11 protein-coding genes are annotated in these 13,133 nt (G+C 31.2%); 6 read left to right on the top strand and 5 right to left on the bottom strand.

Annotated features, from left to right (window positions below; genetic code table 11):
- Nucleotides 1-23: 23 nt before the first annotated feature.
- Nucleotides 24-1,919, bottom strand: coding sequence for a cache domain-containing protein (locus MFS40622_RS01230; RefSeq protein ID WP_012979849.1), 1,896 nt, complete (start codon nucleotides 1,917-1,919; stop codon nucleotides 24-26).
- A gap of 5 nt (nucleotides 1,920-1,924) precedes the next feature.
- Nucleotides 1,925-2,290 carry a response regulator gene (locus MFS40622_RS01235; RefSeq protein ID WP_012979850.1) on the bottom strand — a complete coding sequence of 122 codons (366 nt, stop codon included), beginning with the start codon at nucleotides 2,288-2,290 and terminating at the stop codon, nucleotides 1,925-1,927.
- Nucleotides 2,291-2,403: 113 nt separating this feature from the next.
- Here MFS40622_RS01235 and MFS40622_RS01240 point away from each other — a divergent pair, with 113 nt between their 5' ends.
- The 4 genes from MFS40622_RS01240 (at nucleotide 2,404) to MFS40622_RS01255 (ending at nucleotide 7,555) form a co-directional block, all read left to right on the top strand.
- The gene (locus MFS40622_RS01240; protein ID WP_012979851.1) at nucleotides 2,404-3,816 is read left to right on the top strand and encodes an FIST signal transduction protein; all 1,413 of its coding nucleotides are present in this window, start codon (nucleotides 2,404-2,406) and stop codon (nucleotides 3,814-3,816) included.
- Between the two features lie 530 nt (nucleotides 3,817-4,346).
- Nucleotides 4,347-4,778 (top strand): hypothetical protein, encoded by a 432-nt coding sequence (locus tag MFS40622_RS01245; RefSeq protein WP_012979852.1) that lies wholly within the window; start codon nucleotides 4,347-4,349, stop codon nucleotides 4,776-4,778.
- 341 nt (nucleotides 4,779-5,119) lie between these two features.
- The gene (locus tag MFS40622_RS01250; protein ID WP_012979853.1) at nucleotides 5,120-6,835 is read left to right on the top strand and encodes a DUF505 family protein; all 1,716 of its coding nucleotides are present in this window, start codon (nucleotides 5,120-5,122) and stop codon (nucleotides 6,833-6,835) included.
- A gap of 150 nt (nucleotides 6,836-6,985) precedes the next feature.
- The gene (locus MFS40622_RS01255; RefSeq protein WP_012979854.1) at nucleotides 6,986-7,555 is read left to right on the top strand and encodes a protoglobin domain-containing protein; all 570 of its coding nucleotides are present in this window, start codon (nucleotides 6,986-6,988) and stop codon (nucleotides 7,553-7,555) included.
- Here the strand turns inward: MFS40622_RS01255 and MFS40622_RS01260 are convergent.
- Nucleotides 7,550-8,578, bottom strand: a complete 1,029-nt coding sequence (locus MFS40622_RS01260) for a TrkA family potassium uptake protein (protein WP_012979855.1) — start codon at nucleotides 8,576-8,578, stop codon at nucleotides 7,550-7,552. The genes MFS40622_RS01255 and MFS40622_RS01260 overlap by 6 nt on opposite strands.
- 63 nt (nucleotides 8,579-8,641) lie before the next feature.
- A complete protein-coding gene (locus MFS40622_RS01265; protein WP_012979856.1) occupies nucleotides 8,642-11,068 on the bottom strand; it encodes a DUF5814 domain-containing protein in 2,427 nt (808 codons plus the stop codon).
- 101 nt (nucleotides 11,069-11,169) lie between these two features.
- On the opposite strand from MFS40622_RS01265, the gene MFS40622_RS01270 reads away from it, so the two are divergent.
- Both MFS40622_RS01270 and MFS40622_RS01275 read left to right on the top strand, forming a co-directional pair.
- Entirely contained in the window at nucleotides 11,170-11,361 is a 192-nt protein-coding gene (locus MFS40622_RS01270; RefSeq protein WP_012979857.1) for a class III signal peptide-containing protein, read from the top strand.
- Nucleotides 11,362-11,400: 39 nt separating this feature from the next.
- A complete protein-coding gene (locus MFS40622_RS01275) occupies nucleotides 11,401-11,994 on the top strand; it encodes an AAA family ATPase (RefSeq protein WP_012979858.1) in 594 nt (197 codons plus the stop codon).
- On the opposite strand, the gene MFS40622_RS01280 is transcribed toward MFS40622_RS01275, so the two are convergent.
- Complete coding sequence (locus MFS40622_RS01280) at nucleotides 11,972-13,126, bottom strand: winged helix-turn-helix transcriptional regulator (protein ID WP_012979859.1); 1,155 nt, start codon at nucleotides 13,124-13,126, stop codon at nucleotides 11,972-11,974. The two genes, MFS40622_RS01275 and MFS40622_RS01280, sit on opposite strands and share 23 nt — an antisense overlap.
- Nucleotides 13,127-13,133: the final 7 nt, after the last annotated feature.

A 13,133-nucleotide genomic window follows, 5' to 3' on the forward strand; every position in this document is an offset into this window, starting at 1 on the left:
AATTTGGTGATATATATAATTTGTTATTCCATAGGGAGGAGTATGTGGAAAGCACTTCCTTTTCCTAATTCACTCTCAACCCATATTTTTCCTCCGTGGGCTTCAATAATGCTCTTACATATTGCCAATCCTAAACCAGCACCATCTCTCTTTATCTTTGGGAAATTCACTTGATAGAATTTGTCAAATATCCTCTCCAAGTCTTTCTTGGGAATTCCAGGGCCGTAGTCTTTTATAATTATATGGGCATAGTTTTTATCTCTAAAAGCATGTATCTCAATAACTCCCTTTACTGGAGAGAACTTTATGGCATTCTCAATTAGATTTATTAAAACTTGGATAATTCTATCCTTATCAACCTTTGCAGTTAAATTATCTTCAATATCACATTTCACTTCAATGTTTTTCTCCTTTGTTAATGGTTGTAAGGAGTTTAAGACCTCATTTATCATGTCTTTAACCTTTATATCTTTGATGTCAAATTTTATAGCTCCACTCTCTATCTTCGAGAGGTCGAGCATGTTGTCAATTAATCTTTTCAACCTATCAATGTTATTTTTTGCTATCTCAAGACACCTTCTCTGATTTTCATTTAGCTCTCCCATTAAGCCATCTAAGACGAGTTCTACATATCCCTTTATTGAGGTTAGAGGAGTTCTTAGCTCGTGAGACACTATTGAGATAATCTCAGACTTCAACCTATCAACTTCCTTTAGCTTTTCATAGGATTCCTCAAGCTCTTTTGCATGCTTCTTAAGAGCTTCATGAGATTTCCTTACATCCTCAGCCATTTTGTTAAATGCCTTGGCAAGCTCTCCAATCTCGTCATTGCTATTCACATTCACATAGATATTATAATCTCCAGAGCTAATCTTCTCCGCAGCACTCTTTAGCTTTTTTATTGGGCTTATTATGGTTTCACTCAAAACAAAAGAGACAATCAACGCCAAAAGTATGCTTAAAAATCCAATGAGAATTGTGTGGGATTTAATGTTTTGCTGTAACTCTATGAATGGCTGTTCTGGCGTTCCTACGAATAGCATTCCAATAATCTCTCCATCTGAGTTGTATATTGGCTTGTATGAAGTTAGGTACCACTTATCCACAACAAATGCCCTTCCTTGATAAATCTCTCCCTGCCTAACTACCTTGTTATAAACCTCCTTAGATACAAGAGTCCCTACAGCCCTTGTCCCATTTTCGTTTTTTACATTTGTAGATACTCTAATACCATCTAAAAATATGGTAACAACGTCTCCAGAATGTTTGCTAATCTCATCTACAAGCTTATAGTCTTTATTTAACACATCACAAACTAATATCCCACCTATAACGTTGCCGTTTTCATCAAGTATGGGTTTTGCAGACACCAAACCCAAAGCCCGGGTTTCAATGGTTTTATTAACCTCTATTGAATGCTCAGTAATGGTTATTGGAATAACGGTTTTGTTAAATAAATTTTCGTTTTTTAGGGTAGTTTCATCAATAATTTCAATGCTATTTATCTCTCCCCCAGATAGAACTTTTTTAATTATATGTTTAAGGTCTATATACCCAGTTTTATTGTTGTTTGAGCTTGCCAATACTTTACCATCTTTATCAAATATTATCACAAAGTCAGAGTTTGTCGTGTTTTTCAAATTCAATGCAATGGTTTTTAAATCACTTAAGTTTTTGCTTTTGATTGATAAAGCAATGTTATCAGATACCAACTCCAAAGATTTGGATAAAAAATTTAATCTTTGATTTAAAATGTACTCTGCAATTTGAAGATCGGTGTTTATCTTCTTTTGAGCCTCTTCATCCATAGTTTGTATGGTATTTTCTACAGAAACAGCTCCCAAGATTGCTACTGGGATAATTGAGATTATAATGGATAGTATTAATAATTTTCCTCTAAGTTTGAGCTTTTTCACCATATCTATCACTTAATAATATAGTTAATTTCTCTTATCAACTCCTCCCTTGAAAACGGCTTTGCAATGTAGCTTTCAACGCCCATCTCCTTAGCTTTCTCAATGTCGCTCACTTGTGTATATGCAGTTAATACAATAACTGGGATGTCTTTCCATTTATCATTATTTTTAATTATCTCTAAAAACTCCCAACCGTTCATATTTGGCATCTTAATGTCTAATATTATTAAAGATATATCGTCATTGTCTTCCAATGCCTTAATCCCTTCCTCTCCATCCTTAGTCAATATCGTTGAATGTCCCTCCATGTCTAAGATTATTTTAATGAGATTTAATATATCCTCTTCGTCCTCAACAACCAGAATTTTCGCCATATTCATCCCACCGTAAGACTTAATAATAATTAAGTTTAAACCTAATCTACACATCTAATCTAATACTTTTATACCAATAAATGTTTTTAATATTTTCCATGTGAGTGGTTAATATGAGGTTTATAGAGTTTGGGTGGGGGTATTCTAATGACGACAATCCATTAAAATCTGGGGCATATGCGGTTACAGAGGCGTTAAAAAATATTGAAAATACCAAATATATAAATTTAGCGTTTTTATTTTCATCTCCAGATTATGAGCCGGAGGAAGTTTTAAATGGCGTTAAGCTAATATTGGGCAACAATATTCCCATTGTTGGAGGGAGTGCAAGATACTCAATAATTAACGATGAACTACATAGTGGAGTGTCTGTTGGTATCATATCATCCAAGTATATAGATATTGGGATTGGTGTAGGTTTAGGAGTGTCTATAAACCCAGAGGAGTGCGGAAAAAAGGCTATAGAAACGGCTATAAAAGATTTGGGTATGGCTCCGAAGTTAGTTATGGTGTTCATGGACTGTTGTAACTTTGAAGAGGAGGTTTTGGATGGCATTATTAAAAAGCTTGGGATGAGCGTCCCTATATTTGGGGGGGTAACAAGCGATAACTTTGAGTTTAATAGGGCTTATCAATACTGCAATGATGTCTATGTTGATAGCGTTGTCTGCGTTGCATTTGGTGGAGATATCGTTCCAAAGATAACTGTGGGTAGGTTTAGTGAAAATGAGTTAAAGAGTAAGAGGATGAAGGGGCGAGTTACTGAAGCTAATAAGCGATATGTGAGCAAAATAAACAACATAAATGCCTTAGATTACTACATATCTGTTTTTAACTATGAAAAGTTAGATGAGATAGCAAAGGATAGAGAGTTTTATTTTACACATCAATTTGGAATTTTAGATTTTAACAATAAAAAGATACACATAAAAGGGCCGGTGGCAATAAAGAATAATGTGCTGGTCTTTGGTTCTAATATACGTGAAGGAGTTGAGTTGATTGACTATGAAATAGATAAAGACAAAATAAAGCATATTTTTGAAGAGATTAGCAAAAATATATTAGAGACTCCCCCTTTCTATCCACATGCATTTAGCTTTTTAGCATTACCAGTTTATTTGGCTGAGATTGGAAAAGATAAGGTAAATGAATGGTTAAAAATCTTGGGAGATTTATACCCTCTATTTGGATTTTCCTCTTATGGAGAGATAGTGTTTAGTGAATATAACAATTACACTATTGCCCTATGCTCAATTCTCCCAGATTTGGCTAATATCTGTATAAAAGAAGGTATCTCCATGATTACTAAGTATCCAGCTACAAAAGAGACTATAAAGAAGATTTATGAAATGGGAGGGTCTGTGAAAATAGAAGAACTTGCTGAAAACTTGGGAATACATAGGAGAACTGCCTATGATAGAGTAGAACCATTATTAAAATATGGATTTGCAAAAAAAGATGGGGCTAAGGTAGAGTTGACAGAGTTAGGAAAGCTGCTGTTAAAGAAATTTATTTTAAAGTTTTAAATTTACTTTTTTCTTTATCGCTTTCATGAGTCGATATATTTAAACATTTTTAACTCTTCTCATTTTGTAAAATGCAGCAAAATGTATTTAATCTTAATCTATTGTCAAAATAAAATATTATTGAGGTGTCTATGAGCTTGGAGCATATATTTTATTGATAGTGGCAATAGTAGGGGGATTTTGTTCTTTAGGCTAACCTACAAAATATTGAGATATTTGGCAGTTAATACAATCGTTGGTTTAATTTTGGTAGGGATTTTTAAACCTTCTTGGAGTGGCGCATATTGACTTAAATTTAATAAAGTTGCTAATCATAGCAGTTGGGTATTATTGGAGTTTTTATATTGATTTTGCTTTAAATCTTGTAAGACTTTTAACTATTTTACAACACATAAATTCAAAAATATAAATTAATTGATTATAGAAAAGTTTTTATAGAACTTCATAAACATAAAGAAAGTGAGAACTTTAAGTAATAAAAAATGAATATAAATTAGCAATATTTGAACAAAATGTAGGAGGGGAAATTAATGGACTTTGCCTTAGTTCTTGGAATTCTTTCGGCAATGGGATTTTTAGTATTTTTAGGGATTGGAGGCCATATCCTTTTAGGGTATGAGATAATAAGAAAGATTAGCAAAGCTTATGAAAAAGGGGAAGATGTAAAAGAACTTGAAAGTAAAATAATAAATAAGAGTCACTTAACAAATACATTAGAGAAAATAACAACATTCACACTGACATCAATATTCCTCTTCGAGATGGAAAAGTACAGATATGTGATTGATGTAGGATACATGGTTTTGTTCCTGGTAACTTTAACATTATACTTAGTACCAAATCTCAGCCTACTTGTATGGGCTACGTTCTTTGGAGTAACAATTTTTATGATAATGTTGTGGATTTGGAGATTTATGGCTTTGAAAGAATTCAACAAGGCATTTATTGAAGAGCTTAAATGAGACTTTGCAGTTATATATTAAATTTGGAACTTTGACGCTAAAAGGCGTTATTGTGTCCAATAAAAATTTATTCCCACGAAAGTCCTATTAAATAGAAGAACTTTCACAGACAAAAATCTTAAAGGAATAGCAGATTGAATGCACTTATAACTCTAAATAAAGAATCTTTGAAGCTAAAAGCTTCAATTATTTAATAAAATGTTACTTCTGTATTTTCTGTATTCGACCTGTTAATTGATGCCTAAGGGCATATCTAAGTCATAAAGTAAATATATAAACTGAGAAAATCCAAATAATAAAACAATAAAATATCCAATATAAAATTGAAATGAGGTGATATATTGTTCTTAAAAAAGAGACATTTAGAAATATTAAAGAAGATGAAAGAGACAGAGATGCAGAATGAGATAGAGAAAGCACTACCAGAAGAGTTTAAAACAAGAGCTTTAGAGCTGTTTATCTTAGGATTTGCTGAATTAAAAGAGAATAAGATAATATTCACTGAAGCTGGTAAAAGATTGATGGAGATTGTTGATAAAATTGATTTAGAGAAAATCCCAGATGTGTTTGTTGATTCTGAGATTATAAAAATTATGGAGTTGTTGGAGGAAACTGGAAATGTTCCAGAAGAATGGATGACAATATTAAAAGAGAGATTCTTAGCAGATGAAAATGGATTAACAGATATTGGAAAAGAGATTTTAAAGATATACAGAGAGACACATCCAGTAGTTTATCTAACTCCAGAGATATTGGCATTTATAAAGGACATGCCAAAGATTGGAGTCTATGATGAGCTAATAACCTACAAAAACACCAAAAAATATGGAGACAATATAATCAACGCACTCCAAGCTATGAGATTGCTTTTAATTTCACCAAAAACAGAAAGTGGAAAGGCATTTGCTACAACAAAAGCGTTAAACTATGTTTTAAAAGTAGCTTCATTAGTTCCAAACTTGAGTAGGGCATTGATATTAAGAAAGGAGGACTTTGAGATTTTAGAGAAAGGAGAAACTACTGAAGAGATGACAGAAAGCGGTTTCTATGCTGAAGGAAAAGTTACTGAATTAGGGCAAGCAATGATGGACACATACAAAGAGATGGGTAAAGTTGAGGAAAAAACCCTCCCTATCTACATATTAGATGATGAAATTAAGGTTTTAAAAGCTATTGAAGAAATAAAAGAAAAGTATGAAACAAACCCAGAGATTCTGCCAACCTATGATGAAATTAAAAAGAGAACTAATATTGATGATTTAGGAGCTGTATTACACACACTTGAATCAAAAGAGTTGATAAAGAGGGAGGTTGTTAAAAATAAAGATACATACTGGATGACAGAGTTTGGAGAAAAGGTTAAAGAGTTTGGAGAAGTATCAACGGATGGAATGAAGGCTATAACTTATCCAGAAAGTGGAGACGTTCCAATAGCTGAATGGGTAGTTAAGGGTAAAGAGGAGGGAACTGTAAAGAGAGGAATGACAGAGAAAGGTAAATACCTCATAAAGTTATCAAAAACAATTAAAAGAAAGCCATACTTAACAAAATATGATATTTCCACATTAATTAAAACTCCAAGAAAGAAATACATCCACAGAGATGAGTTAGTTAAGTTAATCCAAAGTCATGTTGGTGGAGATGAGAAAGAAATTATTAAAGCTTTAGGTGAGGCAGAATCAAAAGGATTCATTAAAGAGTTGCAGAACAAGATGATTAAATTAACAGATTTGGGGGAGGATGTTAAAACAGCTATAGAGATGGCAAAGATTCAAGAGCTATTAGCAACAAAGTTTGCTGTAACCCCAACAACATTCAACATATTAAAAACAATCTACGACCATAAAGAAGAGTTTGATAAAGTCTGGAAAGAGAAAAGTGAGGGTAAAGAACATAAAGAAAACGAAATTGTATTGTTGGCTAAATATCTATCCTTAACTCCAGAAGAAATTAAAAAGAACTTGGTTATATTAAAGAATGTTGGATTTATAGGGAAGAAAGGATTAACAGACGCTGGAGTTAAGTTGGTAGAAGCGTATATAACCTTTTATAAATAATAAAATAACTAAAATAACAAGGTATTTATACCACCTCTAAATCACTATATTATTTAGAGTAATTAGATAGTTTTTAGGATATTAGGATATATCGTTTTTTATCATTCTTTTATTTTTATTTTTTATATTATTTTATTGGGGGTGGGAAGGATGAATGTAGGTTTTGATGAAATATATAGTGAAGTTATTGAAAATATGCGCCACTTTGCTTCTGAGGAGAAGGATTTTTCTAAACTAACGCAATATAAGGATATACTAAGCAAAACTATAGATGATGTTGTTAAGGAAGTGTTCGATGATATCTTCTCATACGAAAAAACAAAAACATTATTTGATGAGAGTAAAAGAAATGAACTTGAAGATGAATTCAAGAAGTGGATAAAAAGTTTCTTTGAAATATCCAACAGTGATGATTTAAACGAGTTTTATAAAGAAATCGTAAGAAGGGGTATTAAATATGTTGAAAAGGATTTTCTACCAGAATATTTAACAGCAATAATTATTAAAATTGAAGATAGATTGAAAAATAAATTAAAGGAAGAACTAAAAGAAGATTCTCAAGAAATTATCGACATTTTGGATGACTTGTTGAAGAGAGTTATACTATTAAATGTTGCTGCATATATGAACTTTGAGAGTAAGGTCTTAGACTATATTGGAATTAATCAAAACCTAAAAAAGAACACAGTTAAATTAGGAATAAAAAAGATGGGCTTATAACTTTTTCTTCTTTTTGATAAGATTTTCTAAGTATTTTAAATTTTCTTCAGTTCCAAATGCATATATTATATCCCCAGCTTTAATGATAAGTTCTGGACTTGGATTTATATAAAACTCATTGCCCCTCTTTATCCCCAAGATAGTAGCCCCAGTCCTTCCCCTTATGTTTGCATCTTTTAAACTTTTATACTCAAGCTCAGACCCCTTTTCAACAACAAATTTTTTTAAATCTACATCCTCCTTATATTCATCCTTTGCTATTTTTATAAAGGTGGTAATAAAATCCAAAATTCCAGGCCTAACGGAGACCTCAGCCATTCTTAATCCACCAATTAAGTATGGGGAAACAACCCTATCAGCTCCAGCAATTTTTAATTTTTTTATTGCATCTTTTTCATCCGCCTTAGCGGTAATTAAAATATTTGGATTTAGTTCTCTCGCTGTTAAAGTTAAAAACACATTATCCGCATCAGAAGGAAGCGTAGCAATTAAACCCTTTGCCTTATCAATTTTTGCTTTCTTTAATACCTCATCCTTCTTAGCATCCCCTACAATGTATAAAAACTTATCCGGATATTTTTCGTACTCTTCCTTTAGAACTTCTTCATTAATATCTATAGCAATAAATGGGATATCTTCCTCAATAAATTTTTCACCTACAACCCTCCCTAATCTTCCATAACCACAAATAATATAATGGTCTTTTAAGTTTTTAATTTTATTTTTCATCTTTTTCAGCCTCACAAATTCTTCAAACTTCCCTTCAACAATAAACTCCGCTATTAAGCTAAATAGATACATCACTATACCAACACCAATACATAGATAAACTACAGTTAATGCCCTCCCCAAAAATGTTTTTGGAGTAAAATCTCCATATCCAGTTGTTGTTATTGTAACAACACTAAAATATAAGGCGGTGAAATAATCAACTCCCTCAATTATGCTTATCAAATAGGCATAAGTTAAAATTAATGTAATTGAAAGGACTGCAACAATAACCAACTTTTTTGATGTTTCCATAGTTTCACATAGGGCAGTCAGTATTATTATAAAAATTATATTATAAAATTTTAATTATTCAACCTATTTAGGATTTTCTATTTTTTCTTTTAATTCTTTAACTTTTTCAGCATACCTCTTATTAAATATCCTTGCTATCCTCTCTATAGCGTCTAAGAGATTCAATAACTGTTCTAAGTAGTAGTAAATATCCCCAGAGTATGTTTGTATCTTAAACTCCTCATATAAAGTCTTTGATATCTGTCCAGGAGTTTTTCCTGAAATTCTTAGATTAATAATCATCTCTAAAATTTTCTCCTCAACTTCAACCCCCTCAAATTCCATAATAATTAAAGTCAAATCCTCTTTTAATTTTTTGTCTCTAATTTTTTCCATTCCCTCCTTAATAACCTCTAAAGCATCAAAGAACCTTGAAGGAACATTTATATTCAAAATTTTTGAAAGCTTTATTTTTAAATTGTTTGAAAGATAGACGTTTTCAAAAGGCATAATTTCAGTGATTAATTTAATGAGTTCTTTGTTCTCAATAATTCCCTCCTTAATTTTTTCGGCAATCTTTGGATATAAGAATGAGATAGCAACTGCACTTCCATAATTTGTTAGTTTTATTTCATTCTGGGGTTTTATCATTCCATAATTCTCTAAATTACCTAAAATTTTGTTTAAAGAAAAAGCCCTTCCAATATATGGGACTCTATCTATATCCTGCCTTTTATTTATTCCAGCTGAAATTGTGGCTAATATCTGCTCCTCCTCCTCATCTTCACTATACTCAACTCTAACATCTTCAGGAACTGCATTCAATAGTTTAAAGGCAATCTCATCCTCGGTATTTTCCATCTTTGCATGATACTTTTTCCCAATCTCTACTAAAAGATAAACTTTCCCAATTTCATGCATTCCCTTTCTTCCAGCTCTTCCACACATCTGCTGGAATTCTGCTGGATTTAACCAGTCACCGCCCATAGCTAAGCTCTCTAAGATAACTGTTGAAGCAGGAAAATCAACACCAGCAGATAAAGCGGCAGTTGTAACAATACATTGGATTTTTTGATTTGCAAAATCATCCTCAACTTTCCTTCTTCTTATATACTCCATTCCTCCATGGTAAAACTCTGCTTTAATTCCCTTTGCTTTCAAAGATTTAGCTAAATGCTCAGCTCTCTTTCTTGAATATGTGAAGATTAAGCACTGCCCTCTATATCCAAATTTTGAAATGTTCTGCCATTCTCTTTTAACAATTTCTTTAATGATATTTAATTTAGCAAAGTCATTCTTGCAGAAAATTATATGTCTTTCTAATGGGACAGGTCTTCCATTGTATAAAACTAATTTAGCTCCCAATTGTTTAGCTAATTCCTTTGGATTTCCAATTGTCGCTGATAAATATATTTTTTGAGTATCTTTAAATAAAAATCTTAATCTACCAATTAAACCATCCAATCTTGCCCCTCTTTCCTCTAAATTTAAAGAGTGGATTTCATCAATAACTACCGTTCCAATATCCTTTAATCTTTTAGTTCTAATTAAATAATCAATTCCCTCGTAAGTTCCAACTATGATATCTGCGTCTAATGATGTTTCAACATCAACTTTTTTTCCAATCCTCCCTAATCCAACTCTTAGACTAACTTTAAAACCTAATTTTTCATATCTTTCTTTAAATTCTAAGTATTTTTGATTTGCTAAAGCAACTAAAGGAACTAAAAATAGAAACTTCTTCCCAGTTTCAACTAAATTTTTAATACCTGCTAACTCTCCAATTAACGTCTTTCCAGATGAGGTTGCTGAAACAATTAGTAAATCCTCTCCTTTTAACAAACCTGCCTTAACTGATAGTGTTTGAACAGGTAAAAGCTCATTAATGCCTCTACTCTTTATTATCTCTTTAAGTTCTTTTGGAATATCTAATTCATCTATTTTGTAATTTTCAATCTTATCTTCTTCACTACCTGTTATAATATCATATCTTGTTAATTCCGGTTTATCTAATGGATTTTTTATTCTTAATAAAGAGAGAACTTTATCAACATCTTTAAATCTTCTCAAAAATTTCTCTATAAATTCTTCACTAATTTTTACTTCCTCTTTAATTTCATTAACTCCACAACTTATGCAGATTTCCAAATTTCCATACTTACATCTATTATTTCTTGTTAATCTTTTGTAAATGTTTTTTAATAAGCAAAAGGGACAAAGCTCTATGTATTCAAACTTTAAATTGTATGATTTTAAAATCTCCTCTATATCTCCCTCATTTTCTTTTAATATATATATTTTGTCAGATTTTAACAACTCCAAAACCTTAGAGGGCTGAATTAACTTATCCCCTACTCTACATCTATATAATTTGTATTTATCTCCAACTTTTTTGTAATTTGCAAATATCTTTTGGTTATTTTTAATCTCTATTCCATCCTCTATTTTTCCATCTACTTTAACAATTTCAATTTCATCCTTTTTCTTTTTTGGCTTCCTAACTATAAGCATTATAAACCACCATCCAAATTAAGGTTATGAGTAAAAGAAGTTATAAATAATTATGAGTTTATAATAAATATAATAAATTTAGTAAAATCTTTGGGGATAAAATGATATCTATAAAATCCAATAAAGGGCAGATATCTCTTGAGTTTTCTTTATTGGTCATGGTTGTTGTCTTATCAGCCATAATTGTTTCTTATTACTTAATAAAAACAGCTATCGAAACCAGAGATGCAAATATGGAAGTTATAAATGAAAGTTATACTACCGCTAAAAACGCTCTAAGTAATGTAACATAATATATCTATATAACTTAAAACTTTTTATAAGGGAAAAGTATGTTGCTGATAGGGATTACAGGAATGCCGGGGGCTGGAAAAAGTTCTATTTATGAGGTTGCTAAAAAATACAATCTGCCAGTAGTTTCCATGGGAGATGTTGTTAGATATGAAACAAAAAAAAGAGGTTTTGAATTAACTCCTGAAAATGTTGGAAATACTGCTATAAAGCTGAGGGAGGAATTTGGAAATGAGGCAATTGCAGTTGCATGTCTAAAATATATTGAGGAAAATTTAAAAGATAAAGAAATAGTCATTGTTGAGGGCATAAGGAGCTTATATGAAGTCAACTATTTTAGAAAACACAAACCATTGGTTTTAATAGCCATCCATTCCTCTCCATTAACAAGATTTGAGAGATTGAAAAAAAGAGGAAGAGAGGATGATTCAGCAAGCTGGGAAATATTTGTGGAAAGGGATTTGAGAGAGTTAGGATTTAGTATTGGACATGCTATTGCATTAGCTGATTTTGTAGTGGTTAATGAAAAAAGCTTTGAAGATTGTTTAAATCAGTTAGATAATATTTTGAAGGAAATTTTAAGTAATTTGGAAAAATATAAAAAGTATAATTTTATTTATGAAACTTTAAGATAGATTCGTTTATATAATACACTACTCTATTTCCTTCTTCTCTGGCTTTCACAATTCCAAGATTCTCAAGCTTTTTTAAATTGTATCTTACAGTTTCAACATTTAAATTTAAATCTTTAGCAATCTTTCTTAAGTGTGCTGAATTCTTTGATAAATACTCAAATATGCTTTTTTGTGTTTCATTTTTTAAATATAACAATGGTAAATCCCTTACATCCATATTCGCAGGATAGTAGATTAATTTATTGCCTAATTTTTTGCTTTTAACTAAGTTGGCTTTTTCCAAGATTCTTAAATGCCATGTAAGTGTTGATACGGATTTATTTAAGTTTTTAGAGAGCTCTCTTAAATGGCATCCGGGATTATCTAAGATGTAGTTATAAATCTCCCTCCTTGTATCGTTTAAAAGAACTTTCTCCTCATCAAGAATATTTACACGAGAAAGGATAAATACTTTTACTGATGCTAACGCAGATATTAAATCTAAAAACTTCTTTTTTAGAGTTTCTTGGAAAGTTAGCATTAAAGATACAAGAGTTAGGATAACAGTAAAGAGTATGTAGGGTAGAGGATTTGATGTTCTCTTAACTATATGCACATAAATAAGATTGGCTAAAACTTCTTCATTTGGTTTAAAACCAACATATATCTTATTATTTATCTTTATTGCTGCTGGTTTTCCGTTTTTGTACCTCGCTATGACTTTTCCCTTTTCTGGCAATGTATATAATGCCTCAACCTCCGACTGCTTTAATTTGAGAGGGTCGTTTGTCCAGATAACTGTCTCATTGCCATAAATTCTTTTTGAACCGTTTATTGGAGCAAAAATAATTGCCATTTTGTCTGTATTTACATCTTTCTTAGTGATAATCAGATTATAGGTTTCATTATCTATTTTAAATCCTAATTTTTTAATTAGAGGAGCTATATCATTATCAACTTTTATATATGGAGGGATAATTACAAACTCCTTTTTTTCTCCAACATAGAAACAAGGAATGCCATTCTCATAAGAAAGATAAACAGTGTCTGTATAGAGATATTGGCTAATATTTTCTAAGCTGACATTAATACCATAAACATGAACAAAATAAAATAAAATTAAAGTTATAAGCAATAAGGTAGCCTTTTTCATAGTTTCA

Origin of the sequence: Methanocaldococcus sp. FS406-22 (genome assembly GCF_000025525.1) — an archaeon.
Classification (GTDB): domain Archaea; phylum AGJL01; class Methanococci; order Methanococcales; family Methanocaldococcaceae; genus Methanocaldococcus.